This is a genomic window from Pseudomonas sp. GYB4201 (assembly GCF_056312595.1).
On record NZ_JBWGIG010000005.1, the window covers coordinates 79440 to 104544 of the forward strand.

Here is a 25105-nt window from a genome sequence, read left to right on the forward strand (position 1 = left end):
CCTTCGGCAGCTGCTACGGGGATTCGACAAAAGGCGTGACGCTTTCGGGCGTCACGCCTTTTTTGTTTCTGCTTGATTTGATTCTCAATATCAATTAATAATAAATATCATTATCGCCATGAGGCCGCGTCGATGAAGTCCGCCGTTCAAGAGCAGTCCTACCTGGAAAACTGGCGCTGGTTAAGCCGGCAGATCCGCTGCGCATTGACGCCGAACGACCCGCGCATCATCGAGGACTACATGGCCGAAGGCCGTTTCCTCATCAGTTGTGGTGCCGCATCGGCCTGGACCGTGGCCCGCACCTGCTTCCGCCTGCTGCTGGACACCGCCGCCGACCCGGCCTTGCCGTGGCACTGGCGCTGCCTGTGCCTGGACCAGGCCTACCGCCCGCTGCGCGACATGCGCCTGGCCGCGCGCAACCCCGAACACCTGCAACTGTGGCACCAGCATGGCCGGCAACTGGCCGTGTGCACGCTGCTGCCATCGATTTCCTTTTCCGATCTGCTGCAAGGACATCCCGATGAGTAATACCCGAATCGAGCGTGACAGCATGGGCGAACTGCAGGTGCCGGAGGCGGCCCTGTACGGTGCCCAGACCCAGCGCGCGGTGAACAACTTCCCGATCAGCGGGCAACCCATGCCCACCCAGTTCATTCGCGCGCTGGTGCTGGCCAAGGCCGCCGCGGCCAAGGCCAACGTCGAACTCGAGCAGATCAGCGCCGCCCAGGGCGACGCCATCGTCCAGGCCTGCCAGCAACTGCTGACCGAAGACTTCATGCAGCACTTCCCGGTGGACATCTTCCAGACCGGCTCGGGCACCAGCTCGAACATGAACGCCAACGAAGTGATCGCCACCCTGGCCACCCGTCGGCTGGGCGCCACGGTCAACGCCAACGACCACGTCAACTGCGGCCAGAGCAGCAATGACATCATCCCCACCACCATTCACGTCAGCGCCGCCCTGGCGCTGCACGAGCAACTGCTGCCGGCGCTGGAGCACCTGGTGCAGGTGATCGAGCAAAAAGCCGGGCAGGTGCACGCCTACGTCAAGACCGGCCGCACCCACCTGATGGACGCGATGCCGGTGCGCATGAGCCAGGTGCTCAACGGCTGGGCGGCACAGATCCGCGCCAACATCGGCCACCTGCGCGGCCTGTTGCCCAGCCTGCAATCGCTGGCCCAGGGTGGCACGGCGGTAGGCACCGGGATCAATGCGCACCCGCAGTTCGCCAAGCGTTTCAGCCACCAGCTGAGCCTGTTGACCGGCGTGGAGTTCACCCAGGGCCAGAACCTGTTCGCCCTGATTGGCTCCCAGGACACCGCCGTGGCCGTGTCCGGCCAGCTGAAAGGCGCCGCCGTGTCGCTGATGAAGATCGCCAACGACCTGCGCTGGATGAACTCCGGCCCACTGGCTGGCCTGGGCGAGATCGAGCTGGAAGGCCTGCAGCCGGGCTCCTCGATCATGCCGGGCAAGGTCAACCCGGTGATTCCGGAGGCCACCGCCATGGTCGCGGCACAGGTCATCGGCAATGACACCACCATCGCCATCGCCGGCCAGTCGGGCAACTTCGAGCTCAACGTGATGCTGCCCATCGTCGCGCAGAACCTGCTGTCGAGCATCGAGCTGATGGCCAACGCCAGCCGCCTGCTGGCCGACAAGGCCATTGCCAGCTTCAAGGTCAACGAAGCCAAGCTCAAGGAAGCGCTGTCGCGCAACCCGATCCTGGTCACCGCGCTGAACCCGATCATCGGCTACCAGAAGGCCGCCGAAATCGCCAAGACCGCCTACAAGGAAGGCCGCCCGATCATTGATGTGGCGCTGGAGCACACGGACCTGTCACGCAGCCAGCTGGAAACCCTGCTGGACCCGGAAAAGCTCACCGCCGGCGGCATCTGAGCCGCTGTTCTATCGCTTCGGAGGCACACCATGCAGCACTGGAAACGCACCATCGAAATGGCCAACGCCTGCTTCGCCCGCGGTGACCTGGTCGATGCGCGGGAGTTGTACCTGCAGGCCCTCGCGCTGGCCCAGGTGCTGTTCGAGCGCTGGGCGGATGTCGACGAAGCGGTGGCGGCGTGCGTGATTTCCCATCACAACCTGGCCGACCTGCACCTGCGCCTGATGCAGCCGGAGGAGAGCGCCGAGTACCTGTGCGCCATCCACCAGCGCCTGCTGCAGGCCGCCCAGGACCCGCGGCTTACCCCGGCGCTGCGTGAGGCAGCGCTGCGCCACAGCAGCAAGACCTACGCCGAGTTGCTGGCCTTCATCAGCGAATACGGCGAATACCCGCGCACCAGCCGGCTGTTGTTCGGCCAGGAAACCCGGGGCCGCGCGGCCCCCCAACACGGAGTCCATTGAAATGCCCTATACCTTGCCTGCGCTGCCCTACGCCTACGATGCCCTGGAACCGCACATCGACGCGGCCACCATGGAAATCCACTACACCAAGCACCACCAGACCTACATCAACAACCTCAACGCCGCCGTGGAAGGCACCGAGTACGCCGAGTGGCCGATCGACAAGCTGGTCGGCAGCGTCAAGCAGTTGCCCGAGAAGTTGCAGCCGGCGGTGGTCAACCAGGGTGGCGGGCACGCCAACCACTCGCTGTTCTGGGACGTGATGGCGCCCAAGGGCGGCGGCTTGCCCCAAGGCAGCGTGGCTGAAGCCATCGACAAGCAGCTGGGTGGTTTCGACGCGTTCAAGGAGGCCTTCACCAAGGCCGCGCTGACCCGCTTCGGCAGCGGCTGGGCATGGCTGAGCGTGACCCCGCAGAAGCAACTGGTGGTGGAAAGTAGCGGCAACCAGGACAGCCCGCTGATGCACGGCAACACGCCGATCCTGGGCCTGGACGTGTGGGAACACGCCTACTACCTGAAGTACCAGAACCGTCGCCCTGAATACATCAATGCCTTCTACAACGTGGTCAACTGGGCCGAGGTAGAGCGGCGCTACAAGGCAGCGCTGGCTTGAATCGGCGCCTGCTGCTGACCCGGCTGCGGCTGATCCTGGGCAGCGCCCTGCTGTTGGCGGGCGCGGCCATTATCATCACCGAAGCCCTGGCGCGCTTCGCGCCACCCCTGTAGCAGCGGCCGCCAGGCCGCGTCCGCAGTGTGCCCCGGGACGCGGCCTGGCGGCCGCGCCGCGTCGGCGCGCCCGGGCCGGGGCGCGCCCCCCCGCTGCTACGGGGTTGTGGTAGGTAACAAAATCTCACGGAAATGTCGTCGCAGATCAGCCAGCTAGGTGGGATGATTTTTCGCTCTTTGCAGCGTGACAGTCGGGAGTGATGCGAAACGTGATTACAAAGAAATTCTCAGAGCTCGAAGCAGCGATGTCGTGCCAAGCGGGCTATTAAACGTCGAATGGCCGGCCAGCTATTGCCGATGTCTTTGGCTGCCGTGTAGCCGCTGCCGCCAGGCTGCGCTGGTCCTCATGTACGCTAGAGATCTCCAGCGAGGGGCGGGGCCAGCGCAGCCTTCGGCAGCGGCTACGCAGATCAGTGTCTCGGCGATATGCCCAACAAAAAGCCCGGCACTTGGCCGGGCTTTTTGTTGGGGTGGGGCAGGGCGGTCATTCGCCTTCGTCGAACTTGTTGTTGATCAGCTCGACGATCGCCGCCATGGCTTCGTCCTGTTCCTCGCCTTCGGTGGACAGGTACACCTGGGTACCCTTGCCGGCGGCCAGCATCATGACGGCCATGATGCTCTTGCCGTCGATCATGCTGTCGGCGTTGCGGCCGATGCGGACCTGGCAGTTGCCGAAGCGGCCGGCGACGCCGACGAACTTGGCGGCCGCGCGGGCGTGCAGGCCAAGCTTGTTGATGATTTCGATTTCACGAGCAGGCATCGCGGTGGGGATCCTTTCAACTGAGGTCGCGGTGGCGAACCTGAACATTCTTGAGCGTCTGCTGCAGGGCCTGGCCAAGGCGTTCGGTCAGGTAGACCGAGCGATGGTGCCCGCCGGTGCAGCCGATGGCAATGGTGACGTAGGCGCGGTTGCTGGCGGCGAAGCGCGGCAACCACTTGAGCAGGTAGCTTGAGATGTCCTGGTACATCTCCTCGACGTCGGGCTGCGCGGCCAGGTAGTCGATGACCGGTTGCTCCAGGCCTGAATGGTCGCGAAGTTCCGGCTTCCAATAGGGGTTGGGCAGGCAGCGCACGTCGAACACCAGGTCGGCGTCCACCGGCATGCCACGCTTGAAACCAAATGATTCCACCAGGAACGCGGTGCCCGGCTCCGGCTTGTTCAGCAGGCGCAGCTTGAGCGAGTCGCGCAGCTGGTACAGGTTCAGGTGGGTGGTGTTGATCTTCAGGTCAGCCAGGTCGGCGATCGGGCTGAGCAGGTCGGTTTCCACCCGGATGGCTTCGGCCAGCGAACGGCTGGCGTTGCTCAGCGGGTGGCGGCGGCGGGTCTCGGAGAAGCGCTTGAGCAGGGTTTCTTCGTCGGCGTCCAGGTACAGCACGTCGCACTGGATGTGCTTGTCGCGGGCTTCCTGCAGCAGCTGCGGGAAGCGCGACAGGTCGCTGGGCAGGTTGCGCGCATCGATGGACACGGCCACCAGCGGCTGGGCCAGCTCGGTGCGGATCAGGGCGCGCTCGGCCAGTTCCGGCAGCAGGCCGGCCGGCAGGTTGTCGATGCAGTAGAAACCGTTGTCTTCCAGCACGTCCAGCGCGGTGCTTTTGCCCGAGCCGGAGCGGCCGCTGACGATGATCAGGCGCATGGTCAATGACCTTTCTGTTCGTCCAGCACAACCTGGTAGAGGGCGTCGCTACTCTTTGCCGAGCGTAGGCGCTCGCGCACGTCGGCGCGGTCGAGCATGCCGGCGATCTGGCTCAGCAACGCCAGGTGTTCATTGGTGGCTTCCTGGGGCACCAGGAGCACGAAGACCAGGTCGACCGGGGCGCCGTCGATGGCGTCGTAGTCGATCTTGTTCTCCAGGTGCAGCAGGGCGCTGATCGGCGTGGTGCAGCCAACCAGGCGGCAATGGGGGATGGCAATACCGTTGCCAAAACCGGTCGAGCCCAGTTTTTCGCGGGCGACCAGGCTTTCGAACACTACCTGCATCTCAAGGCCCGGGACTTCCCGGGCGATGAGGGTGGCGATGTGTTCGAGTACTTTCTTCTTGCTGCCGCCCGGCGCGTTCACGAGGGAACGGCCGGGGGTCAGGATGTTTTCAAGTCGGATCATGAGGGGGGAGTGTCAGCGGGCGGTCTGGCCTTGCAGCAGACTCTGCTGTTTTTCCTTATGCTTTTTGAGTTGGCGGTCGAGCTTGTCGGTCAGCAGGTCGATGGCCGCGTACATGTCATCATGTTCCGCGTTTGCCACGACTTCGCCACCGGGTACGCGCAGGGTGGCCTCGATTTTCTGTTTCAGCTTCTCGACCTCCATGATGACCTGCACGTTGGTGATCTTGTCGAAATGGCGCTCCAATCGGTCGAGTTTCTCACCGATGTAAGTGCGCATGGCGTCGGTCACAACCAGTTGATGTCCACTGATGTTGACTTGCATACCGCTTTCTCCTTATTGCCAGTGCATAAAGAGACAGGTTGGTTAACCTGCCACTGGAACGCTGTGGCACATCCGGCAAGCCCACTGGCAGCGCGTTGGCGCTGCCAGGATTCACATCAGCCGCTTGCGTTCGCTGGACGGCGCGATCCCTAGGGATTCACGGTACTTGGCGACAGTGCGGCGGGCTACCTGGATGCCTTGTGCCTCCAGTAAACCAGCGATCTTGCTGTCACTCAATGGCTTTTTCTGATTTTCCGCGGCAACCAGTTTCTTGATGATCGCGCGGATCGCCGTGGACGAGCATTCTCCGCCCTCGGAGGTGCTGACGTGGCTGGAGAAAAAGTATTTCAGTTCGTAGATGCCACGTGGGGTGTGCATGTATTTCTGCGTGGTCACCCGCGAAATGGTCGACTCGTGCATGCCCACCGCCTCGGCGATGTCGTGCAGCACCAGCGGCTTCATGGCCTCGTCGCCGTAGTCGAGGAAACCGCGCTGGTGTTCGACGATCTGGCTGGCGACCTTCATCAGGGTCTCGTTGCGGCTCTGCAGGCTCTTGATGAACCAGCGCGCCTCCTGCAACTGGTTGCGCATGAAGGTGTTGTCGGCGCTGGTGTCGGCGCGGCGCACGAAGCCGGCGTACTGCGGGTTGACGCGCAGGCGCGGCACGGCCTCCTGGTTCAACTCCACCAGCCAGCGCTCGTTGTCCTTGCGCACGATGACGTCGGGCACCACGTACTCGGCTTCGCTGGACTCGATCTGCGAGCCAGGGCGCGGGTTGAGGCTCTGCACCAGTTCGATGACCTGGCGCAGCTCGTCTTCCTTGAGCTTCATGCGGCGCATCAGCTGGCTGTAGTCGCGGCTGCCCAGCAGGTCGATGTAGTCGGCCACCAGGCGCTGGGCCTCGCTGAGCCACGGCGTGCGCGGGGGCATCTGGCGCAGTTGCAGCAGCAGGCATTCGCTGAGGTCGCGGGCGCCGATGCCGGCGGGCTCGAACTGCTGGATGCGGTGCAGCACGGCTTCCACTTCGTCCAGCTCGATGTCCAGTTCCGGGTCGAAGGAGTCGCAGATCTCCTGCAGCGTCTCGTCCAGGTAGCCCTGGTTGTTGATGCAGTCGATCAGGGTGACCGCGATCAGGCGATCGGTGTCGGACATGGGCGCCAGGTTGAGTTGCCACAGCAGATGGCTCTGCAGGCTTTCGCCGGCCGACGTGCGGGTAGTGAAGTCCCATTCGTCGTCATCGTTGCTGGGCAGGCTGCTGGCGCTGGTCTGGTAGATGTCTTCCCAGGCGGTGTCGACGGGAAGCTCGTTGGGAATGCGCTCGCTCCACTCGCCGTCTTCGAGGTTGTCGACGGTGGGGGCGGAGGTTTCCTGGTAGCTGGGCTCCTGGATTTCCGGCGTGACCTGTTGCTCGGCCTTGTCGGCCATGGGGTCGCTGTTGTCGAAGTCGTCGCCTTCTTCCTGGCGTTCGAGCATCGGATTGGATTCCAGGGCCTCCTGGATTTCCTGTTGGAGGTCCAGGGTGGAGAGCTGGAGGAGGCGGATGGCCTGTTGCAACTGCGGTGTCATCGTCAGTTGCTGGCCCATTCTTAGGACGAGCGATGGTTTCATGGCAGGGGCTTAACACCTTATTCGCCGGCGCAAAGCGCCATCCACTACGGGCGCCGAGGCTCTCGGCTTTTGTCGTAAGCAAATTATATGCCTGAAACCGAAGTGTTTGCCTAGAGCGACACCGCAATTAATTCGCGGCACGCCCCGGGCAACCAGCCAAACACCTCGCCGTTACAGGCGGAACTCGTGGCCGAGGTAAACCTCTTTCACCAGTTGGTTTGCCAGGATGGTCTCGGCATCGCCTTCGGCGATCAGCTGGCCATCGTTGACGATGTAAGCGGTTTCACAGATATCCAGGGTCTCGCGAACGTTGTGGTCGGTGATCAACACGCCGATACCCTTGTTCTTGAGGTGGTGGATGATCTGCTTGATGTCACCGACCGAGATCGGGTCGACACCGGCAAAGGGTTCGTCCAGCAGGATGAACTTGGGCGCGGTGGCCAGCGCGCGGGCGATTTCCACCCGGCGCCGCTCGCCGCCCGACAGGCTCATGCCCAGGTTGTCGCGGATGTGCGTGATGTGGAATTCCTGCAGCAGGCTTTCCAGCTCCTTCACGCGGCCGGCCTTGTCCAGCTCCGGGCGGGTTTCCAGGATGGCCATGATGTTGTCGGAGACCGACAGCTTGCGGAAGATCGAGGCTTCCTGCGGCAGGTAGCCGATGCCCGAGCGAGCGCGACCGTGCATGGGCTGGTGGCTCACGTCCAGGTCGTCGATCAGCACGCGGCCCTGATCGGCGCGCACCAGGCCGACGATCATGTAGAAGCAGGTGGTCTTGCCGGCGCCGTTAGGCCCCAGGAGGCCGACGATCTGCCCACTTTCGATGGACATGCTGACGTCACGCACCACTTGCCGGCCCTTGTAGGCCTTGGCCAGGTGCTGGGCTTTGAGGATAGCCATTACTTGCCCTGCTGCTGGTCGGTTTTGCTTTTCGGCTGGATGACCATGTCGATGCGTGGTCGTGGCGTGACCTTGGCGCCCGTGGCGCGGCCGGCGTTCACTACCTGCTTGACGGTGTCATAGACGATCTTCTCGCCTTCGGACGTGTTGCCGTCGTTCACCACCTTGGCCTGGTCGATCAGGATGATGCGGTTCTGCGCCGAGAAATACTGGATGGTCTTGCCGTAGCCCTGGACGATGGGCTTGTCGATCGCCGGCTTCTGCTCGTAGTAAGCCAGGTTGCCCACCGAGGTGAAGGTGTCGACGTCGCCCTGGGCGTTGCGGGTGATGGTCACGGTGTTGCCGGTGATCTTCATGGTGCCCTGGGTGATGATGACGTTGCCCTTGTAGACGGCCACGCCCTGCTTGTCATCCAGTTGTGCGTCGTCGGACTGGATGTGGATCGGCTGGTCGCGATCCGTTGGCAGTGCCCAGGCGCCAGCGCTCCCCAGTGCAGAGCCCAGGGAGAGCAATAAAGGGAGGGTTTTAGCGAGCCTCATACAGTCCTCTTACGTTGGACAGCAAGTTGATCTTGCTGTCTTTCAAATATGCCTTCATGCCCGTGCCCGTCGAGACGCCACCGGCGCCGTCGATTCTAACGTCTCGGTCAGTCTGCGCATATTGCTGTTGTGGGAATACCGTCATGCGCGTGGTGGTAATCAGGGTAGGACGGTTTTTCTGGTCGGTGCGGGCCACGCGGACGTTGTCGATCAGCTCGACCTGGGTACCGTCGGGGTTCACTTCGCCGTGGTCGCTGGTCACGTGCCAGGGGTACACGGTGCCGCGGTACAGGTTCATGTCCGGGTTGGTCACCTTGGTGATCTGGCTGGCCTGCAGGTGCTCGACCTTGTCACCGGTCATGCGGTACTGCACGCCGCCGTCAGGCAGGTACTGCACAGCGTGGGCGTTGATGGCGTAATAGTCGATGGCACTTTCGTCGACTGCAGCCGCAGGCTTGTCGAGGAAGGTGTCCGGGTTGATGTTCCAGTAGCCGACGGAGACGAAGATCGCCACGACGACACAGAACAGCAGGAGATTGCGCAGTTTTTTGCTCGGCATGGGAAACTCTATAAATAGGCGGCCAGGGCCGCTTCGAGGTTGCCTTGGGCGCGCAGGATCAGCTCGCAGAACTCGCGGGCCGCGCCTTCGCCGCCACGGGCCTGGGTCACGCCATCGGCGTGCTCGCGCACGAACGGCACGGCGTTGGCCACGGCCATGCCCAGGCCGACGCGGCGGATGGGAGCCAGGTCCGGCAGGTCGTCGCCCAGGTAGGCTACCTGTTCATAGCTTAGGCCCAGTTGCGCCAGAAGGTCGTCCAGTGCCACCAATTTGTCTTCGCGGCCCTGGTACAGGTGGGCGATGCCCAGGCTCTTGGCCCGGCGCTCGACGATCGGGTTCTTGCGCCCGGTGATGATCGCCGTGGCCACGCCCGAGTTGATCAGCATCTTGATGCCCTGGCCGTCCAGGGTGCTGAACGTCTTGATCTCGCTGCCGTCTTCGCAGAAGTACAGGCGGCCATCGGTCAGGACGCCGTCCACGTCAAACACCGCCAGTTTCACGGCGCGGCCGCGTTGCAACAGGTGCTGGGTCATTACATTACTCCGGCGCGCAGCAGGTCGTGCATGTTCAGGGCGCCAACCGGGCGGTCCTGCTTGTCGACCACCACCAGCGCGCTGATCTTGTGGTCTTCCATGATCTTCAGGGCCTCGGCGGCGAGCATCTCGGCGCGGGCGGTCTTGCCGTGGGGCGTCATCACTTCCTCGATGCGCGCGCTGTGCACGTCGATGGTGCGGTCCAGGGTGCGGCGCAGGTCGCCGTCGGTGAAGATCCCGGCCAGGCGGCCATCCTCTTCAAGGATGACGGTCATGCCCAGGCCCTTGCGGGTCATCTCCATCAGCGCATCCTTGAGCAGCGTGCCGCGAACCACCTGCGGCAGTTCCTCGCCGGCATGCATCACGTTCTCCACCTTGAGCAGCAGGCGGCGGCCCAGGGCGCCACCGGGGTGCGAGAAGGCGAAGTCCTCGGCGGTGAAGCCGCGTGCCTCCAGCAGGGCGATGGCCAGGGCATCGCCCAGCACCAGTGCCGCGGTGGTGGAGGAGGTGGGCGCCAGGTTCAGCGGGCAGGCCTCATGGGCCACGCGGGCGTCCAGGTTGACTTCGGCGGCCTTGGCCAGCGGCGAGTCGGGGTTGCCGGTAAGGCTGATGAGCTTGATGCCCAGGCGCTTGATCAGCGGCAGCAGGGTGACGATTTCATTCGTGGAGCCGGAGTTGGACAGGGCCAGGATGATGTCATCGCGGGTGATCATGCCCATGTCGCCGTGGCTGGCCTCGGCCGGGTGCACGAAAAACGCCGTGGTGCCGGTGCTGGCCAGGGTCGCGGCGATCTTGTTGCCGATATGCCCTGACTTGCCCATGCCGACCACGACGACGCGGCCCTTGCTGGCGAGGATCATTTCGCAGGCGCGGACGAAGTCGGCATCAATATGGGCCAGCAAGCCCTCTACCGCCTCGAGTTCAAGGCGGATGGTGCGCTGTGCCGATTGGATCAGGTCGCTGGATTGGCTCATGTCGGAAACGTATTGCCTGATGAAAAGGCGGCGATTATAGCCGTATTGATCGAAACCCTCACGTTCGATCGTCATCCATTAAATGTCTTGTTGCTTATTCGCTTTTGGAACGGCCTTGGGGCGCGTGTGTCTGGGGTGATATAGTTCGCCGCCAGTTGGCCCGCCAGAAGCGCGCGTGTCTTCGCGACGGGGGAAAGCGTCCGAGGACAGGCTGCATCGCAAGGAGTTTAGATGAGTGCCGATAATGACTACGCGGTCGAGCTGAAGGGTGTGTCCTTCAAGCGCGGTTCGCGGAGTATCTTCAACAATGTCGATATCCGCATTCCAAGAGGCAAGGTCACCGGTATCATGGGACCTTCCGGCTGCGGCAAGACAACCCTGCTGCGCCTGATGGGCGCGCAGTTGCGCCCCAGTGGCGGCGAGGTCTGGGTCAATGGCCAGAACCTGCCGGCGCTGTCGCGTAGCGACCTGTTCGACGCCCGCAAGCACATGGGCGTGCTGTTCCAGAGCGGCGCGCTGTTCACCGACCTCGACGTGTTCGAGAACGTGGCGTTCCCGCTGCGGGTGCATACCGACCTGCCCGAGGAAATGATCCGCGACATCGTCCTGCTCAAGCTGCAGGCCGTTGGCCTGCGCGGTGCCGTGGAACTGATGCCCGACGAGCTGTCCGGTGGCATGAAGCGTCGCGTGGCCCTGGCCCGCGCCATTGCCATGGACCCGCAGATCCTCATGTACGACGAACCATTCGTCGGCCAGGACCCTATCGCCATGGGCGTGCTGGTGCGCCTGATCCGCCTGCTCAACGATGCCTTGGGTATTACCAGCATCGTGGTCTCCCATGACCTGGCCGAAACCGCCAGCATCGCCGACTACATCTATGTGGTGGGTGACGGGCAGGTGCTGGGGCAAGGTACGCCGCAGGAACTGATGGCGGCGGACAATCCTCGCATTCGCCAATTCATGAAAGGCGACCCCGACGGGCCGGTTCCTTTCCATTTCCCGGCGCCGGACTACCGCGCCGATCTTCTGGGGACGCGCTGATGCGCAAGAAATCACTACTGGAGCGCATTCGCCTGTTCGGCCGCGCGGCCATCGACATGCTGGCGGTGCTGGGGCGTTCCGGGCTGTTCCTGATGCATGCGCTGGTCGGGCGTCGTGGCGTGGGCGGTGGCTTCCAACTGCTGGTCAAGCAACTGTATTCGGTCGGCGTGATGTCGCTGCTGATCATCGTCGTGTCGGGCATGTTCATCGGCATGGTGCTGGCCCTGCAGGGCTTCAGCATCCTCACCAAGTACGGTTCCGAGCAGGCCGTGGGGCAGATGGTCGCCCTGACCCTGCTGCGCGAGCTGGGCCCGGTGGTCACCGCCTTGCTGTTCGCTGGCCGCGCGGGCTCCGCGCTGACTGCCGAGATCGGCAACATGAAGTCCACCGAGCAGCTGTCGAGCCTGGAAATGATCGGCGTCGACCCGCTCAAGTACATCGCTGCGCCGCGCCTGTGGGCAGGCTTCATTTCCTTGCCTATCCTGGCCATGATCTTCAGCGTCGTGGGTATCTGGGGCGGCTCGTGGGTGGCCATCGACTGGTTGGGCGTATATGACGGCTCGTTCTGGGCCAACATGCAGAACAGCGTCAATTTCACCGACGACGTCCTCAACGGCGTGGTCAAGAGCCTGGTGTTCGCGTTCGTGGTGACCTGGATCGCCGTGTTCCAGGGCTACGACTGTGACCCGACTTCCGAAGGCATCAGCCGGGCCACCACCAAGACCGTGGTGTATGCCTCGCTGGCCATCCTGGGCCTGGACTTTATTCTGACCGCTTTGATGTTTGGAGATTTCTGATGCAAAACCGCACCCTGGAAATCGGTGTCGGCATGTTTCTGCTGGCCGGGATTCTGGCACTGATTCTGCTGGCCCTTCGCGTCAGCGGCCTGTCCACCAGCGCCGCCAACGATACCTACAAGCTGTACGCCAACTTCGACAACATCGCCGGCCTGACCGTGCGCGCCAAGGTCACCATGGCCGGCGTCACCGTGGGCAAGGTCACTGCCATTGACCTGGACCGTGACACCTTCACCGGCCGCGTCACCATGCAGATCGACAAGAAGGTGAATAACCTGCCGACTGACTCCACTGCATCTATCCTGACGGCTGGCCTGCTGGGCGAGAAGTACATCGGCCTGAGCGTGGGCGGTGAAGACACCCTGCTCAAGGACGGCGGAACCATTCACGACACCCAGTCGTCCCTTGTACTGGAAGACCTGATCGGCAAATTCCTGCTCAATACCGTTAACAAAGACGCCAAATGAGGAGTTACTCCATGATGTCCATCCTGCGACGTGGCCTGCTGGTGCTGTTGGCCTGTGTGCCGCTGTTGGCCAATGCTGCCGACCAGTCCGCCCATGACCTGGTGGATCGCACCACCAAGGAGCTGCTGGCAGACCTGGCGGCGAACAAGGCCCAGTACAAGGCGGATCCGACCAAGTTCTATGACGCCTTGAACAACATCATCGGCCCGGCTGTCGATGCGGAAGGCATTTCCAAGAGCATCATGACCGTCAAGTACTCGAAGGGCGCCACCCCTGCACAGATCACCCGTTTTGAAGAGAACTTCAAGAAGGGCCTGATGCAGTTCTATGGCAATGCACTGCTCGAATACAACAACCAGGGCATCACCGTTGGCCCGGCCAAGGGCGACGAGGGCGACCGTACCAGCGTCGACATGACCGTCAAGGGCGACAGCGGCGCGGTCTATCCGGTCCAGTACACCCTGGTCAAGCTGAATGGCGAATGGAAAGTGCGTAACGTCATCGTCAACGGCATCAACCTGGGCAAGCTGTTCCGTGACCAGTTCGCCGATGCCATGCAGCGCAACGGCAACAACCTGGACAAGACCATCGACGGCTGGGCTGGCGAAGTGGCCAAGGCCAAGGCCGAGAAGGGCACGGGTGCTGCGCAATGACTGAGGCAGCCATCAGCCAAGGCGCTGGCGGCGAGCTGCTGTTGACCGGCGTGCTGGACTACAGCACCGGCAAGGCCCTGCGCAACCAGGGCCAGAAGCTGGTCAAGGCCAGCCCCGGCAATGCCCTGGTGCTCGACTGTTCGGGCGTGCTCAAGTCCAGCAGCGTGGGGCTTTCCCTGCTGCTGTGCCTGCAGCGCGACGCCATCGCCGCCGGCAAGACCCTGGCTATCCGGGGCTTGCCGCGCGACATGCAGCAGATCGCCGAAGTGTGCCAGGTGAGCGGTATTTTGTCGGCCGCGTGAACATTCAGGCACAATGAACAAGCCCCTCCGTCCGAGTCCTTGCAACCAGGGTTCGCAGGCGAGGGGCTTTTTTTGTATGATGGCCGACCCGCGCGCACAGGGCGCCGATCGAGGTTGAGCATGCAGGCCGTAGAAGTTAAAAGCTTCCTTGAAGCACAGCTGGCAAATGTCCAGGTCGAAGTTGAAGGCGAAGGCTGCAACTTCCAATTGAACGTGATCAGTGACGAGCTGGCCGCCTTGAGTCCGGTCAAGCGTCAGCAGCAGATCTATGCTCATCTCAATCCCTGGATCGTCGATGGCAGCATCCATGCGGTCACAATGAAATTTTTCAGCAGCGCAGCCTGGGCTGAGCGCACCTGAGCCTGAGGGCGTCGAGATTCTTATGGACAAACTGATTATTACTGGCGGCGTTCGTCTTGATGGCGAAATCCGCATTTCCGGGGCGAAGAACTCTGCCCTGCCGATCCTGGCCGCCACGCTGCTGGCCGATGGCCCGGTAACCGTTGCCAACCTGCCACACCTGCACGACATCACCACGATGATCGAGCTGTTCGGTCGCATGGGCATCGAGCCTGTGATCGACGAAAAACTGTCGGTCGAAATCGACCCACGCACCATCAAGACCCTGGTCGCACCGTACGAGTTGGTGAAGACCATGCGCGCCTCGATCCTGGTGCTGGGCCCAATGGTTGCCCGTTTCGGTGAAGCCGAAGTCGCCCTGCCTGGCGGTTGCGCCATCGGCTCGCGTCCGGTCGACCTGCATATCCGTGGCCTGGAAGCCATGGGCGCGGTCATCGACGTGGAAGGCGGCTACATCAAGGCCAAGGCGCCGGAAGGCGGCCTGCGTGGTGCCAACTTCTTCTTCGACACCGTCAGCGTGACCGGTACCGAGAACATCATGATGGCCGCTGCCCTGGCCAACGGCCGCAGCGTGCTGCAGAACGCCGCGCGCGAGCCGGAAGTGGTCGACCTGGCCAACTTCCTGATCGCCATGGGTGCCAAGATCCACGGCGCCGGCACCGACACCATCACCATCGATGGCGTGAAGCGCCTGGACTCGGCCACCTACAAGGTGATGCCGGACCGTATCGAGACCGGCACCTACCTGGTGGCCGCAGCTGCCACCGGCGGCCGCGTGAAGGTCAAGGACACCGACCCCACCATTCTCGAAGCCGTGCTCGAGAAGCTGAAGGAATCGGGCGCCGAGATCACCGTGGGCGAGGACTGGATCGAGCTGAACATGCATGGCAAGCGTCCGAAGGCCGTCAACGTGCGCACCGCGCCGTACCCGGCGTTCCCGACCGACATGCAAGCGCAGTTCATCTCCCTGAACGCCATTGCCGAAGGCACCGGCGCGGTCATCGAGACCATCTTCGAAAACCGCTTCATGCACGTGTATGAAATGCACCGCATGGGCGCGCACATCCAGGTCGAGGGCAACACTGCCATCGTCACCGGTACCGAGAAGCTCAAGGGCGCGCCAGTCATGGCAACCGACCTGCGCGCCTCGGCCAGCCTGGTGATCTCGGCCCTGGTGGCCGAGGGTGATACCCTGATCGACCGCATCTACCACATCGACCGTGGTTACGAGTGCATCGAGGAAAAACTGCAGATGCTGGGCGCGAAGATCCGTCGCGTGCCGGGCTAACCTGCTACCGGGCGCAGGGACGCGCCCCATGAATCTGTCCAGCCAGGCCTTGTGGGCCTGGCAGTGGCCCGGCGCCGTTTGCGACCGGGCACAATCCTGATTAAGGAAAGACGTTTTCCATGTTGACCATCGCGCTGTCCAAGGGCCGCATTCTCGATGACACCCTGCCATTGCTGGCAGAGGCGGGCATCGTGCCGACCGAGAATCCGGATAAGAGCCGCAAGCTGATCATCCCCACGACCCAGGACGACGTGCGCCTGCTGATCGTGCGTGCCACCGACGTGCCGACCTATGTCGAGCATGGCGCCGCCGACCTCGGCGTGGCGGGCAAGGATGTGCTGATGGAATACACCGGCCAGGGCCTGTACGAGCCGCTGGACCTGCAGATTGCCAAGTGCAAGCTGATGACCGCCGGCGCCATCGGTGCCGTCGAGCCCAAGGGCCGCCTGCGCGTGGCCACCAAGTTCGTCAACGTTGCCAAGCGCTACTACGCCGAACAGGGCCGCCAGGTCGACATCATCAAGCTGTACGGCTCCATGGAGCTGGCCCCGCTGATTGGCCTGGCCGACAAGATCATCGACGTCGTCGACACCGGCAACACCCTGCGTGCCAACGGCCTGGAACCCCAGGAGCTGATCGCCACCATCAGCTCGCGCCTGGTGGTCAACAAGGCGTCCATGAAGATGCAGCACGCCCGCATCCAGGCGCTGATCGACACCCTGCGCAAGGCTGTGGAGTCGCGACACCGCGGCTGATCCACTCGCGCGGCCTTGAGCCGCGCCCATCTATCCGTGTCATAGCCAGAATTCTCAGGTGCCCACGCGGATGGCTTGGTAGTCTAGCGGCGCCTGAGATTTGCTATTTTCAGCATTCGCCAACTATTGAGGCCCGCTATGACCACGTCCACTGCAATCCGCCGACTCGACGCCACTGATCCGGACTTCGCGCGCCATCTGGATCATCTGCTGAGCTGGGAAAGCGTGTCCGACGATTCGGTCAACCAGCGCGTGCTCGATATCATCAAGGCCGTGCGCGAGCGCGGCGACGCGGCGCTGGTGGAGTTCACCCAGCGCTTCGACGGCCTGGAAGTGGCTTCCATGGCCGAGCTGATCCTGGGCCGCGAGCGCCTGGAACTGGCCCTGACGCGTATCACCCCCGAGCAGCGCCAGGCCCTGGAAACCGCCGCCGCCCGCGTGCGCAGCTACCACGAAAAGCAGAAGCAGGATTCCTGGAGCTACACCGAGGCCGACGGCACGGTGCTGGGCCAGAAGGTCACCCCACTGGACCGCGCCGGCCTGTACGTGCCGGGCGGCAAGGCGTCGTACCCATCTTCCGTGCTGATGAACGCCATTCCCGCCAAGGTGGCCGGCGTGACCGAAGTGGTCATGGTGGTGCCCACCCCGCGCGGTGAGGTGAACGAACTGGTGCTGGCCGCCGCCTGCATCGCCGGCGTCGACCGCGTGTTCACCATCGGTGGCGCCCAGGCCGTGGCCGCGCTGGCTTACGGCACCGAAAGCGTGCCGCAGGTGGACAAGGTGGTCGGCCCAGGCAACATCTACGTGGCCACCGCCAAGCGTCACGTGTTCGGCCAGGTCGGTATCGACATGATCGCCGGCCCGTCCGAGATCCTCGTGGTGTGCGACGGCCAGACCGACCCGGACTGGATCGCCATGGACCTGTTCTCCCAGGCCGAGCACGACGAAGACGCCCAGGCCATCCTGGTCAGCCCCGACGCCGAGTTCCTCGACAAAGTGGCCGCCAGCATCGACAAACTGCTGCCGACCATGGACCGCGCCGAGATCATCAACACTTCGATCAACGGCCGTGGCGCGCTGATCAAGGTGGCGGACATGCAGCAGGCCATCGAAGTCGCCAACCGCATCGCCCCGGAACACCTGGAGCTGTCGGTAGCCGACCCCCAGGCCTGGCTGCCGCAGATCCGCCACGCCGGCGCGATCTTCATGGGCCGCCACACCAGCGAGGCGCTGGGCGACTACTGCGCCGGCCCCAACCACGTGCTGCCTACCTCTGGCACCGCGCGGTTCTCCTCGCCTCTGGGCGTGTACGACTTCCAGAAGCGCTCGTCGATCATCTTCTGCTCGCAGCAAGGTGCGTCCGAACTGGGCAAGACCGCTTCCATCCTGGCCCGCGGCGAGTCGCTGAGCGCCCACGCCCGCAGCGCCGAATACCGCATTCTCGCCGACGACAAGCAAGGGAACTGAGACATGAGCAAATTCTGGAGCCCCTTCGTCAAGGAACTGGTGCCCTACGTGCCGGGCGAGCAGCCCAAGGTCGCCAACCTGGTGAAGCTCAACACCAACGAAAACCCCTACGGCCCGTCGCCCAAGGCGATCGAAGCCATGCGCGCCGAGCTGGGTGACAGCCTGCGCCTGTACCCGGACCCCAACAGCGACCTGCTCAAGCAGGCGGTGTGCGAGTTCTACGGCGTGCAGCCCAACCAGGTGTTCCTGGGCAACGGCTCGGACGAGGTGCTGGCGCACATCTTCCACGGCCTGTTCCAGCACGACGCGCCGCTGCTGTTCCCGGACATCAGCTACAGCTTCTACCCGGTGTATTGCGGCCTCTACGGCATTGACTTCGTGCAGGTGCCGCTGGACGAACAGTTCCAGATCCGCGTCGAAGACTACGCCCGCCCCAATGGCGGCATCATCTTTCCCAACCCCAACGCCCCCACCGGCTGCCTGCTGGCGCTGGATGCAGTGGAGCAACTGGTGAAGGGCAGCCCGGATTCGGTGGTGGTGGTCGATGAAGCCTACATCGACTTCGGCGGCGAGACGGCCATCAGCCTGGTCAACCGCTACCCCAACCTTCTGGTCACCCAGACCCTGTCCAAGTCGCGCTCCCTGGCCGGCCTGCGCGTGGGCCTGGCCGTAGGCCACCCGGACCTGATCGAGGCGCTGGAGCGGGTCAAGAACAGCTTCAACTCCTACCCGCTGGACCGCCTGGCCATCGTCGGTGGCGCAGCGTCGTTCAAGGACCGCGAGTACTTTGAACACACCTGCAAGCTGGTGATCGACAGCCGCGACAAGCTGGTGGCTGAACTGCAGCAGCGTGGCTTCGAAGTGCTGCCGTCGGCGGCCAACTTCATCTTCGCCCGCCACCCGCAGCAGGACGCCGCAGCCATCGCCGCCAAGGTGCGCGAGAAGGGCGTGATCGTGCGCCACTTCAAGCAACAGCGCATCGCCCAGTTCCTGCGCATCAGCATCGGCACGCCCGCGCAGAACCGGGCGCTGCTGGACGCGCTGTGATAGGGCGACCCTGACGCGGCCTGGCGGCCGCTGCTACGGAGTTTGCGTAGCAGCTGCCGAAGGCTGCGTCCGGGGCACCCCGCCCCATGAAAAAGCCCGCTTGCGCGGGCTTTTTCGTTACTGCACTTCTTCGGTGGCGCTCGGCGCCGGCGGCGGCCGCAGGCCTACTTCGGCGGTGAGCTTCATTTCCTTGCCGTTGCGCATGATCTGGATGCTGATCTTGTCGTTGGGCTTGGTGCGGGCCACCTGGTTCATGGACTTGCGCCCGTCACCGGCGGGCTGGCCGTCGATGCTCAGGATCACGTCACCCAGCTGCAGGCCGGCCTTCTGCGCCGGGCCGTCGCGGAAGATGCCGGCGACGACGATGCCTGGGCGGTCCTTCAGGCCGAAGGAGTCGGCCAGTTCCTGAGTCAGCGGCTGCACTTCGATGCCCAGCCAGCCGCGGATGACCTGGCCGTGCTCGATGATCGACTTCATCACCTCCAGGGCCAGCTTGATCGGGATGGCGAAGCCGATGCCCTGGGAGCCGCCGGACTTGGAGAAGATGGCGGTGTTGATGCCGGTCAGGTTGCCGTTGGCGTCCACCAGCGCGCCGCCGGAGTTGCCGGGGTTGATGGCGGCGTCGGTCTGGATGAAGTCTTCATAGGTGTTCAGGCCCAGCTGGTTGCGGCCGGTGGCGCTGATGATGCCCATGGTCACGGTCTGGCCGACGCCGAACGGGTTGCCGATGGCCAGGGCCACGTCGCCGATGCGGATGTTGTCGGAGCGGCCGATGGTGATCGACGGCAGGTTCTTGAGGTCGATCTTCAGCACCGCCAGGTCGGTCTCCGGGTCGCTGCCGATGACGTGGGCCAGGGTCTCGCGGCCGTCCTTGAGCGCCACCACGATCTGGTCGGCGCCGGTGACCACGTGGTTGTTGGTCAGCAGGTAGCCTTCGGGGCTCATGATCACGCCCGAACCCAGGCTCGATTCCATGCGCTTCTGCTTGGGCAGGTTGTCGCCGAAGAAACGGCGGAACTGCGGGTCCTCGAACAGCGGGTGGTTGGTCTTGTTGACCACCTTGGTGGTGTACAGGTTGACCACCGCCGGGGCGGCCAGCACCACCGCGTCGGCGTAGGTGACCGGGCCCTGGACCACGCTGGAGGAGGTCTGGGCCACTTGCTGCAGGTTGACGTCCTGGCTCGGCAACCCGACCAGTTGCGGGAAGCGCTGGATGATCAGCAATGCGATGAGTAAACCAGTCAGCAGCGGCCAGCCAAAATAACGCAGTGCCTTGAACATTTAACGGATCCTGGGAGTTTGCACGGAGCGTGAGCCAAACCCGCCTGGGTGGCTCATAATGGGCGCCATTATACGAGTGCTTTAGCCGCTCTGAACTGCTATTTAGGAGTCTTTTATGGCTGTTGCCCTGAGCACCCTGGTCGAAGAAGCCGACCGTTACCTCAACAGCGCGAAAATCCAGGATTACTGCCCCAACGGCCTGCAGGTGGAAGGGCGCCCGCAGGTGATGCGCATCGTCAGCGGCGTCACTGCCAGCCAGGCCTTGCTGGACGCGGCGGTGGAGGCCCAGGCCGACCTGGTGCTGGTGCACCACGGTTATTTCTGGAAGGGCGAGAACCCCTGCGTGGTGGGCATGAAGCAGCGCCGGCTGAAGACGCTGCTCAAGCACGACATCAGCCTGCTGGCCTACCACCTGCCGCTGGACCTGCACCCCGACGTGGGCAACAACGTGCAGTTGGCCCGCCAGCTGGACATCACCGTGGAAGGCCCGCTGGACCCGGATAATGCCCGGGTAGTGGGCCTGGTAGGCTCCCTGGCCGAGCCCATGACCGCCCGCGATTTCGCCCGCCGGGTGCAGGAAGTCATGGGCCGCGAGCCGCTGGTGATCGAAGGCAGCGACATGATCCGTCGCGTCGGCTGGTGCACCGGCGGCGGCCAGGGCTACATCGACCAGGCCATCGCCGCCGGCGTCGACCTGTTCATCAGCGGTGAGGCCAGCGAGCAGACCTTCCACAGCGCGCGGGAAAACGACGTGAGCTTCATCGCCGCCGGCCACCACGCTACCGAGCGTTACGGCGTGCAGGCGCTGGGCGACTACCTGGCGCGGCGCTTCGCGTTGGAGCATATCTTCATCGACATCCCCAACCCCATCTGATGGGGAGGGCCCAAACTCCCAGGCATATTCTTATACTGCTTCGTTCTAACCACCCAATTAGATAGAAGATGCCGCTGTGCTAGAGTGGGCGGCTCGAACACGGCCCGCAGGCCGTCCATAACGAATGTAATCCCCGTGAGTAGCCATGGTCGACAAACTGACGCATTTGAAACAGTTGGAGGCGGAGAGCATCCACATCATCCGTGAGGTGGCCGCCGAGTTCGATAACCCGGTGATGCTCTATTCCATCGGCAAAGACTCCGCCGTGATGCTGCACCTGGCACGCAAGGCGTTCTTCCCCGGCAAGCTGCCGTTCCCCGTGATGCACGTGGACACCCAGTGGAAGTTCCAGGAGATGTACAAGTTCCGCGACCGCATGGTTGAAGAACTGGGCCTGGACCTGCTGGTGCACGTGAACCCCGAAGGCGTGGCGCAGGGCATCAACCCTTTCACCCACGGCAGCTCCAAGCACACCGACATCATGAAGACCCAGGGCCTCAAGCAGGCGCTGGACAAGTACGGCTTCGACGCCGCCTTCGGTGGCGCGCGCCGCGACGAAGAGAAGTCGCGGGCCAAGGAACGTGTCTACTCGTTCCGTGACAGCAAGCACCGCTGGGACCCGAAGAACCAGCGCCCCGAGCTGTGGAACGTGTACAACGGCAAGGTCAACAAGGGCGAATCCATTCGCGTGTTCCCCCTGTCGAACTGGACCGAGCTGGATATCTGGCAGTACATCTACCTGGAAGGTATCCCGATCGTGCCGCTGTACTTCGCCGCCGAGCGCGAAGTGATCGAGAAGAACGGCACCTTGATCATGATCGACGACGATCGCATCCTCGAGCACCTCACCGAGGAAGAGAAGGCGCAGATCGTCAAAAAGAAAGTGCGTTTCCGTACCCTTGGCTGCTACCCGTTGACGGGCGCGGTGGAGTCGGAGGCCGAGAGCCTGACCGACATCATTCAGGAAATGCTCCTGACGCGAACTTCCGAGCGCCAGGGCCGGGTCATCGACCACGATGGCGCCGGTTCGATGGAAGACAAGAAACGTCAGGGCTATTTCTAAGTTAGGGTCGAACCATGTCGCATCAATCCGATTTGATCAGCGAGGACATCCTCGCCTACCTGGGCCAGCACGAGCGCAAGGAGCTGTTGCGCTTCCTGACCTGTGGCAACGTCGACGACGGCAAGAGCACCCTGATCGGGCGCCTGCTGCACGACTCCAAGATGATCTACGAAGATCACCTGGAAGCCATCACCCGTGACTCGAAGAAAGTCGGCACCACCGGTGACGACATTGACCTGGCGCTGCTGGTGGACGGCCTGCAGGCCGAGCGCGAGCAAGGCATCACCATCGACGTGGCGTACCGCTACTTCTCGACCGCCAAGCGCAAGTTCATCATCGCCGACACCCCGGGCCACGAGCAGTACACCCGCAACATGGCCACCGGTGCCTCCACCTGTGACCTGGCGATCATCCTGGTCGACGCCCGCTATGGCGTGCAGACCCAGACCCGTCGCCACAGCTACATCGCCTCGCTGCTGGGCATCAAGCACATCGTGGTTGCCATCAACAAGATGGACCTGAAGGGCTTCGACGAAGGTGTGTTCGAGGAGATCAAGGCTGATTACCTGAAGTTCGCCGAAGGTATCGCCCTGAAGCCGAGCAGCCTGCACTTCGTGCCGATGTCGGCCCTCAAGGGCGACAACGTGGTGAACCGCAGCGAGCGCTCGCCGTGGTACATCGGCCAGTCGCTGATGGAAATCCTCGAAACCGTGGAAGTCTCGGGCGACCGCAACCTGACCGACCTGCGCTTCCCGGTGCAGTACGTCAACCGTCCGAACCTGAACTTCCGTGGCTTCGCCGGCACCCTGGCCAGCGGCGTCGTGCACAAGGGCGACGAAGTCGTGGTGCTGCCGTCGGGCAAGAGCAGCCGGGTCAAGTCCATCGTCACCTTCGAAGGTGAGCTGGAGCAGGCCGGCCCAGGCCAGGCCGTGACCCTGACCATGGAAGACGAGATCGACATCTCCCGTGGCGACCTGCTGGTGCATGCCGACAACGTGCCAACGGTGACCGACAGCTTCGACGCCATGCTGGTGTGGATGGCTGAAGAACCGATGCTGCCGGGCAAGAAATACGACATCAAGCGTGCCACCAGCTACGTGCCGGGTAGCATTGCCAGCATCGTCCACAAGGTCGACGTCAACACCCTGGCCGAAGGCCCGGGCAGCGCGCTGGCCCTGAACGAGATCGGCCGCGTGAAGGTCGCGCTGGACAGCGCCATCGCCCTGGACGGTTACGACAGCAACCGCACCACCGGTGCGTTCATCGTCATCGACCGCCTGACCAACGGCACCGTCGGCGCCGGCATGATCATCGCCCCGCCAGTGGTACCGCACGGCGCGGCAGGCCATCACGGCAAGCTGGCCCACGTGGCCACCGAGGAGCGCGCCCTGCGCTTCGGCCAGAAGCCGGCCACCGTGCTGTTCAGCGGCCTGTCGGGCGCCGGCAAGAGCACCCTGGCCTACGCCGTGGAGCGCAAGCTGTTCGACATGGGCCGCGCGGTGTTCGTGCTGGACGGCCAGAACCTGCGTCACGACCTGAACAAGGGCTTGCCGCAGGACCGCGCCGGGCGTACCGAGAACTGGCGTCGTGCCGCCCACGTGGCGCGCCAGTTCAACGAAGCCGGCCTGCTGACCCTGGCCGCCTTCGTGGCGCCGGACGCCGAAGGCCGCGAACAGGCCAAGGCGCTGATCGGCGCCGACCGCCTGCTGACCGTCTACGTGCAGGCGTCGCCACAGGCGTGCCGCGAGCGCGATCCGCAAGGCCTGTACGCTGCCGATGGCGACAACATCCCGGGTGAGTCCTTCCCGTACGATGTGCCATTGAACGCTGACCTGGTGGTCGACACCCAGAGCGTCTCGCTGGAAGATGGCGTGAAACAGGTGCTGGACCTGCTGCGCTCGCGCGGCGCCATCTAAGCCCCCCGCTGTAGGAAAAGCCCGCGCCTCGCCAGAGCCGCGGGCTTTTTCATAAGTGCTGTTCGCATTATCGCCGAATAACCCCGTAGCAGCGGCCGCAGGCCGCGTCCCGGGCACCGCAGCACATCAGGTACACCGCGTTGGGCCCCGACGCAGCCTGGCGGCAGCTGCTACGGGGTTACGCGCCCTTGCCCACCATCAGGTAGAAAATCGCGATGAATGCCAGGAATGCCGGCCATCCCAGGCCGAACCACCATGCCATGTAGCGTCGCGCATTCAACGGCATTGGCGTGCCTTGTGCCAGCGCCTGCTCGGCCAACCGGTGCACGCGAATCTGCAGCCACACCACCGGCAGCCAGCACAGCCCCGCGAACACGTACAGGCCCATGCTCCAAAGCAACCATGGGCTCATCAGTGGCCAACCGGCCACGTGCACCAGGCCCAGCCCGCTGAGCGGCTGGAACACCGCGGCCATAGCAGTGAACGCCCAGTCGGCGAACACCAGGTGGCGGAAGGTGGCGGCAATCACTGCGACGTTCGCGCTGCGCCATGCCCGCAGGGCGTAATAGGCCGAACCCAGGCCTGTGCCAAATAGCACTGTGGAGGACAGGATATGCAGGGTCTTGAGGGTCAGGTACAGGCTCACGGGCGAGCCTCCTGGACGTATAGCCACAGGGTGACGATCATCAGCACCAGGTTCTTGGATACCCCGCCATAGGGATCGAACCAGTAGTGGGGCAGTACCACAGTGATGAATAGCGTGTAGGCCGCCATCAACACCAGTTGCGCCATCAGCACCTGGCGGCGCCAGTGTTTGCACAGCAGGCCGATGGCCAGCGCTGCGTCGCACCCGGCGCCGCCGATGACCGCCAGCGTTGCCAACCCGCCGGTGGCGCCTGCTTCGGCCATTATCCGCATACCCCATTCATAGCCTGGCCCCACGCAGGTGAGGGCGGTCCACAACCAGGTAAAGAATAGAGCGGCCAGCAAGGCGGGGCGCAGCCAGGGGCAAGGGATATCCATCTCGATGCTGCGTTCCTTCAAGGGGAGGGTGGCATTCTGCCATTTGCTGGCGCGAAGGTGCGCCATATTTGTCGAACCTGTTTAGAATGTCGCTTCAGGCGCCACGCTTTATGTCGTGTACAGCAATAAAGAAAAGCCTGACAGCACTCCTGCC

The 25105-nt window shown here is 63.5% G+C and carries 30 protein-coding genes; 17 read left to right on the top strand and 13 right to left on the bottom strand.

The features are described 5' to 3' along the window. Positions 1–132 precede the first annotated feature (132 nt). From AC0Z2B_RS06340 to AC0Z2B_RS06355, 4 genes are read left to right on the top strand one after another with little or no spacing between them, the layout of a single operon-like run. Positions 133–528 (top strand): FagA protein, encoded by a 396-nt coding sequence (locus AC0Z2B_RS06340; RefSeq protein WP_476295622.1) that lies wholly within the window; start codon positions 133–135, stop codon positions 526–528. After that, positions 521–1897 (top strand): class II fumarate hydratase, encoded by a 1377-nt coding sequence (locus tag AC0Z2B_RS06345; protein WP_476295623.1) that lies wholly within the window; start codon positions 521–523, stop codon positions 1895–1897. The genes AC0Z2B_RS06340 and AC0Z2B_RS06345 overlap by 8 nt, the downstream gene beginning before the upstream one ends. A gap of 30 nt (positions 1898–1927) precedes the next feature. Beyond that, complete coding sequence (locus AC0Z2B_RS06350; protein WP_416426881.1) at positions 1928–2359, top strand: hypothetical protein; 432 nt, start codon at positions 1928–1930, stop codon at positions 2357–2359. A 1-nt stretch (position 2360) separates the two neighbouring features. After that, complete coding sequence (locus AC0Z2B_RS06355) at positions 2361–2972, top strand: superoxide dismutase (RefSeq protein ID WP_476295624.1); 612 nt, start codon at positions 2361–2363, stop codon at positions 2970–2972. Positions 2973–3569: 597 nt separating this feature from the next. Here AC0Z2B_RS06355 and AC0Z2B_RS06360 read toward each other — a convergent pair. The 10 genes from AC0Z2B_RS06360 to AC0Z2B_RS06405 form a co-directional block, all read right to left on the bottom strand. Continuing rightward, entirely contained in the window at positions 3570–3845 is a 276-nt protein-coding gene (locus tag AC0Z2B_RS06360; RefSeq protein WP_416426879.1) for an HPr family phosphocarrier protein, read from the bottom strand. Positions 3846–3861: 16 nt separating this feature from the next. Then, complete coding sequence (gene rapZ, locus AC0Z2B_RS06365) at positions 3862–4719, bottom strand: RNase adapter RapZ (RefSeq protein ID WP_416426878.1); 858 nt, start codon at positions 4717–4719, stop codon at positions 3862–3864. 2 nt (positions 4720–4721) lie between these two features. Continuing rightward, the gene (gene ptsN, locus AC0Z2B_RS06370) at positions 4722–5186 is read right to left on the bottom strand and encodes a PTS IIA-like nitrogen regulatory protein PtsN (protein WP_416426877.1); all 465 of its coding nucleotides are present in this window, start codon (positions 5184–5186) and stop codon (positions 4722–4724) included. A 12-nt stretch (positions 5187–5198) separates the two neighbouring features. Further along, positions 5199–5507, bottom strand: coding sequence for a ribosome hibernation-promoting factor, HPF/YfiA family (hpf, locus tag AC0Z2B_RS06375; protein ID WP_416426876.1), 309 nt, complete (start codon positions 5505–5507; stop codon positions 5199–5201). A gap of 111 nt (positions 5508–5618) precedes the next feature. Continuing rightward, entirely contained in the window at positions 5619–7115 is a 1497-nt protein-coding gene (locus tag AC0Z2B_RS06380; RefSeq protein WP_416426875.1) for an RNA polymerase factor sigma-54, read from the bottom strand. Positions 7116–7286: 171 nt separating this feature from the next. Continuing rightward, complete coding sequence (lptB, locus tag AC0Z2B_RS06385; RefSeq protein ID WP_416426874.1) at positions 7287–8012, bottom strand: LPS export ABC transporter ATP-binding protein; 726 nt, start codon at positions 8010–8012, stop codon at positions 7287–7289. Continuing rightward, complete coding sequence (gene lptA / locus AC0Z2B_RS06390; RefSeq protein WP_416426873.1) at positions 8012–8551, bottom strand: lipopolysaccharide transport periplasmic protein LptA; 540 nt, start codon at positions 8549–8551, stop codon at positions 8012–8014. Before lptA ends, lptB begins: the two co-directional genes overlap by 1 nt. After that, complete coding sequence (lptC, locus tag AC0Z2B_RS06395; protein WP_476295626.1) at positions 8538–9110, bottom strand: LPS export ABC transporter periplasmic protein LptC; 573 nt, start codon at positions 9108–9110, stop codon at positions 8538–8540. Before lptC ends, lptA begins: the two co-directional genes overlap by 14 nt. A gap of 8 nt (positions 9111–9118) precedes the next feature. Beyond that, positions 9119–9643 (bottom strand): KdsC family phosphatase, encoded by a 525-nt coding sequence (locus tag AC0Z2B_RS06400; RefSeq protein ID WP_476295627.1) that lies wholly within the window; start codon positions 9641–9643, stop codon positions 9119–9121. Further along, positions 9643–10617, bottom strand: coding sequence for a KpsF/GutQ family sugar-phosphate isomerase (locus tag AC0Z2B_RS06405; protein ID WP_476295628.1), 975 nt, complete (start codon positions 10615–10617; stop codon positions 9643–9645). Before AC0Z2B_RS06405 ends, AC0Z2B_RS06400 begins: the two co-directional genes overlap by 1 nt. A gap of 231 nt (positions 10618–10848) precedes the next feature. Between AC0Z2B_RS06405 and AC0Z2B_RS06410 the strand changes: the two genes are divergently transcribed. From AC0Z2B_RS06410 to hisC, 10 genes are all read left to right on the top strand, one after another. Next, the gene (locus AC0Z2B_RS06410; RefSeq protein ID WP_473004452.1) at positions 10849–11658 is read left to right on the top strand and encodes an ATP-binding cassette domain-containing protein; all 810 of its coding nucleotides are present in this window, start codon (positions 10849–10851) and stop codon (positions 11656–11658) included. After that, entirely contained in the window at positions 11658–12455 is a 798-nt protein-coding gene (gene mlaE, locus AC0Z2B_RS06415) for a lipid asymmetry maintenance ABC transporter permease subunit MlaE (protein ID WP_416426868.1), read from the top strand. The genes AC0Z2B_RS06410 and mlaE overlap by 1 nt, the downstream gene beginning before the upstream one ends. Further along, positions 12455–12922: an outer membrane lipid asymmetry maintenance protein MlaD gene (mlaD, locus tag AC0Z2B_RS06420; RefSeq protein WP_416426867.1), complete on the top strand. Its 468-nt coding sequence runs from the start codon at positions 12455–12457 to the stop codon at positions 12920–12922. Before mlaE ends, mlaD begins: the two co-directional genes overlap by 1 nt. A gap of 11 nt (positions 12923–12933) precedes the next feature. Further along, on the top strand, positions 12934–13575 hold the full coding sequence (locus AC0Z2B_RS06425) for an MlaC/ttg2D family ABC transporter substrate-binding protein (protein WP_416426866.1): 642 nt from the start codon (positions 12934–12936) through the stop codon (positions 13573–13575). Continuing rightward, complete coding sequence (locus AC0Z2B_RS06430; protein WP_416426865.1) at positions 13572–13877, top strand: STAS domain-containing protein; 306 nt, start codon at positions 13572–13574, stop codon at positions 13875–13877. The genes AC0Z2B_RS06425 and AC0Z2B_RS06430 overlap by 4 nt, the downstream gene beginning before the upstream one ends. Before the next feature lie 120 nt (positions 13878–13997). Continuing rightward, positions 13998–14237, top strand: a complete 240-nt coding sequence (locus AC0Z2B_RS06435) for a BolA family protein (RefSeq protein ID WP_027976826.1) — start codon at positions 13998–14000, stop codon at positions 14235–14237. Positions 14238–14259: 22 nt separating this feature from the next. Beyond that, complete coding sequence (gene murA, locus AC0Z2B_RS06440; RefSeq protein ID WP_027976827.1) at positions 14260–15525, top strand: UDP-N-acetylglucosamine 1-carboxyvinyltransferase; 1266 nt, start codon at positions 14260–14262, stop codon at positions 15523–15525. A gap of 119 nt (positions 15526–15644) precedes the next feature. Further along, positions 15645–16280, top strand: a complete 636-nt coding sequence (gene hisG / locus AC0Z2B_RS06445; RefSeq protein ID WP_249671737.1) for an ATP phosphoribosyltransferase — start codon at positions 15645–15647, stop codon at positions 16278–16280. Between the two features lie 138 nt (positions 16281–16418). Beyond that, the gene (gene hisD, locus AC0Z2B_RS06450; protein ID WP_473004451.1) at positions 16419–17747 is read left to right on the top strand and encodes a histidinol dehydrogenase; all 1329 of its coding nucleotides are present in this window, start codon (positions 16419–16421) and stop codon (positions 17745–17747) included. A 3-nt stretch (positions 17748–17750) separates the two neighbouring features. Continuing rightward, entirely contained in the window at positions 17751–18794 is a 1044-nt protein-coding gene (hisC, locus tag AC0Z2B_RS06455) for a histidinol-phosphate transaminase (protein ID WP_476295629.1), read from the top strand. A gap of 117 nt (positions 18795–18911) precedes the next feature. On the opposite strand, the gene algW is transcribed toward hisC, so the two are convergent. After that, positions 18912–20075, bottom strand: coding sequence for a Do family serine endopeptidase AlgW (algW, locus tag AC0Z2B_RS06460; protein WP_416426862.1), 1164 nt, complete (start codon positions 20073–20075; stop codon positions 18912–18914). A gap of 115 nt (positions 20076–20190) precedes the next feature. On the opposite strand from algW, the gene AC0Z2B_RS06465 reads away from it, so the two are divergent. The 3 genes from AC0Z2B_RS06465 (at position 20191) to cysN (ending at position 23928) form a co-directional block, all read left to right on the top strand. Beyond that, positions 20191–20949 (top strand): Nif3-like dinuclear metal center hexameric protein, encoded by a 759-nt coding sequence (locus AC0Z2B_RS06465; protein WP_416426861.1) that lies wholly within the window; start codon positions 20191–20193, stop codon positions 20947–20949. Between the two features lie 145 nt (positions 20950–21094). After that, complete coding sequence (cysD, locus tag AC0Z2B_RS06470; RefSeq protein WP_476295630.1) at positions 21095–22012, top strand: sulfate adenylyltransferase subunit CysD; 918 nt, start codon at positions 21095–21097, stop codon at positions 22010–22012. A gap of 14 nt (positions 22013–22026) precedes the next feature. After that, positions 22027–23928 (top strand): sulfate adenylyltransferase subunit CysN, encoded by a 1902-nt coding sequence (cysN, locus tag AC0Z2B_RS06475; RefSeq protein WP_476295631.1) that lies wholly within the window; start codon positions 22027–22029, stop codon positions 23926–23928. 178 nt (positions 23929–24106) lie between these two features. Here cysN and AC0Z2B_RS06480 read toward each other — a convergent pair whose 3' ends face one another. Both AC0Z2B_RS06480 and AC0Z2B_RS06485 read right to left on the bottom strand, forming a co-directional pair. After that, positions 24107–24574 carry a DUF2269 family protein gene (locus AC0Z2B_RS06480; protein WP_476295632.1) on the bottom strand — a complete coding sequence of 156 codons (468 nt, stop codon included), beginning with the start codon at positions 24572–24574 and terminating at the stop codon, positions 24107–24109. Beyond that, entirely contained in the window at positions 24571–25017 is a 447-nt protein-coding gene (locus AC0Z2B_RS06485; protein ID WP_476295633.1) for a DoxX-like family protein, read from the bottom strand. Before AC0Z2B_RS06485 ends, AC0Z2B_RS06480 begins: the two co-directional genes overlap by 4 nt. Positions 25018–25105: the final 88 nt, after the last annotated feature.

What these genes read in the sequence shown, in the direction of transcription:
- rapZ (WP_416426878.1), bottom strand. Translation starts at nt 4,719, where the DNA reads ATGCGCCTGATCATCGTCAGCGGCCGCTCCGGCTCGGGCAAAAGCACC.
- AC0Z2B_RS06355 (WP_476295624.1), top strand. Translation starts at nt 2,361, where the DNA reads ATGCCCTATACCTTGCCTGCGCTGCCCTACGCCTACGATGCCCTGGAA.
- hisD (WP_473004451.1), top strand. Translation starts at nt 16,419, where the DNA reads ATGACCACGTCCACTGCAATCCGCCGACTCGACGCCACTGATCCGGAC.
- cysD (WP_476295630.1), top strand. Translation starts at nt 21,095, where the DNA reads ATGGTCGACAAACTGACGCATTTGAAACAGTTGGAGGCGGAGAGCATC.
- mlaD (WP_416426867.1), top strand. Translation starts at nt 12,455, where the DNA reads ATGCAAAACCGCACCCTGGAAATCGGTGTCGGCATGTTTCTGCTGGCC.
- hisC (WP_476295629.1), top strand. Translation starts at nt 17,751, where the DNA reads ATGAGCAAATTCTGGAGCCCCTTCGTCAAGGAACTGGTGCCCTACGTG.
- lptB (WP_416426874.1), bottom strand. Translation starts at nt 8,012, where the DNA reads ATGGCTATCCTCAAAGCCCAGCACCTGGCCAAGGCCTACAAGGGCCGG.
- lptA (WP_416426873.1), bottom strand. Translation starts at nt 8,551, where the DNA reads ATGAGGCTCGCTAAAACCCTCCCTTTATTGCTCTCCCTGGGCTCTGCA.
- murA (WP_027976827.1), top strand. Translation starts at nt 14,260, where the DNA reads ATGGACAAACTGATTATTACTGGCGGCGTTCGTCTTGATGGCGAAATC.
- hpf (WP_416426876.1), bottom strand. Translation starts at nt 5,507, where the DNA reads ATGCAAGTCAACATCAGTGGACATCAACTGGTTGTGACCGACGCCATG.
- AC0Z2B_RS06405 (WP_476295628.1), bottom strand. Translation starts at nt 10,617, where the DNA reads ATGAGCCAATCCAGCGACCTGATCCAATCGGCACAGCGCACCATCCGC.
- lptC (WP_476295626.1), bottom strand. Translation starts at nt 9,110, where the DNA reads ATGCCGAGCAAAAAACTGCGCAATCTCCTGCTGTTCTGTGTCGTCGTG.
- AC0Z2B_RS06380 (WP_416426875.1), bottom strand. Translation starts at nt 7,115, where the DNA reads ATGAAACCATCGCTCGTCCTAAGAATGGGCCAGCAACTGACGATGACA.
- AC0Z2B_RS06435 (WP_027976826.1), top strand. Translation starts at nt 13,998, where the DNA reads ATGCAGGCCGTAGAAGTTAAAAGCTTCCTTGAAGCACAGCTGGCAAAT.
- AC0Z2B_RS06345 (WP_476295623.1), top strand. Translation starts at nt 521, where the DNA reads ATGAGTAATACCCGAATCGAGCGTGACAGCATGGGCGAACTGCAGGTG.
- AC0Z2B_RS06360 (WP_416426879.1), bottom strand. Translation starts at nt 3,845, where the DNA reads ATGCCTGCTCGTGAAATCGAAATCATCAACAAGCTTGGCCTGCACGCC.
- AC0Z2B_RS06425 (WP_416426866.1), top strand. Translation starts at nt 12,934, where the DNA reads ATGATGTCCATCCTGCGACGTGGCCTGCTGGTGCTGTTGGCCTGTGTG.
- AC0Z2B_RS06465 (WP_416426861.1), top strand. Translation starts at nt 20,191, where the DNA reads ATGGCTGTTGCCCTGAGCACCCTGGTCGAAGAAGCCGACCGTTACCTC.
- AC0Z2B_RS06410 (WP_473004452.1), top strand. Translation starts at nt 10,849, where the DNA reads ATGAGTGCCGATAATGACTACGCGGTCGAGCTGAAGGGTGTGTCCTTC.
- AC0Z2B_RS06350 (WP_416426881.1), top strand. Translation starts at nt 1,928, where the DNA reads ATGCAGCACTGGAAACGCACCATCGAAATGGCCAACGCCTGCTTCGCC.
- algW (WP_416426862.1), bottom strand. Translation starts at nt 20,075, where the DNA reads ATGTTCAAGGCACTGCGTTATTTTGGCTGGCCGCTGCTGACTGGTTTA.
- mlaE (WP_416426868.1), top strand. Translation starts at nt 11,658, where the DNA reads ATGCGCAAGAAATCACTACTGGAGCGCATTCGCCTGTTCGGCCGCGCG.
- ptsN (WP_416426877.1), bottom strand. Translation starts at nt 5,186, where the DNA reads ATGATCCGACTTGAAAACATCCTGACCCCCGGCCGTTCCCTCGTGAAC.
- AC0Z2B_RS06340 (WP_476295622.1), top strand. Translation starts at nt 133, where the DNA reads ATGAAGTCCGCCGTTCAAGAGCAGTCCTACCTGGAAAACTGGCGCTGG.
- cysN (WP_476295631.1), top strand. Translation starts at nt 22,027, where the DNA reads ATGTCGCATCAATCCGATTTGATCAGCGAGGACATCCTCGCCTACCTG.
- AC0Z2B_RS06400 (WP_476295627.1), bottom strand. Translation starts at nt 9,643, where the DNA reads ATGACCCAGCACCTGTTGCAACGCGGCCGCGCCGTGAAACTGGCGGTG.
- AC0Z2B_RS06430 (WP_416426865.1), top strand. Translation starts at nt 13,572, where the DNA reads ATGACTGAGGCAGCCATCAGCCAAGGCGCTGGCGGCGAGCTGCTGTTG.
- AC0Z2B_RS06485 (WP_476295633.1), bottom strand. Translation starts at nt 25,017, where the DNA reads ATGGCGCACCTTCGCGCCAGCAAATGGCAGAATGCCACCCTCCCCTTG.
- hisG (WP_249671737.1), top strand. Translation starts at nt 15,645, where the DNA reads ATGTTGACCATCGCGCTGTCCAAGGGCCGCATTCTCGATGACACCCTG.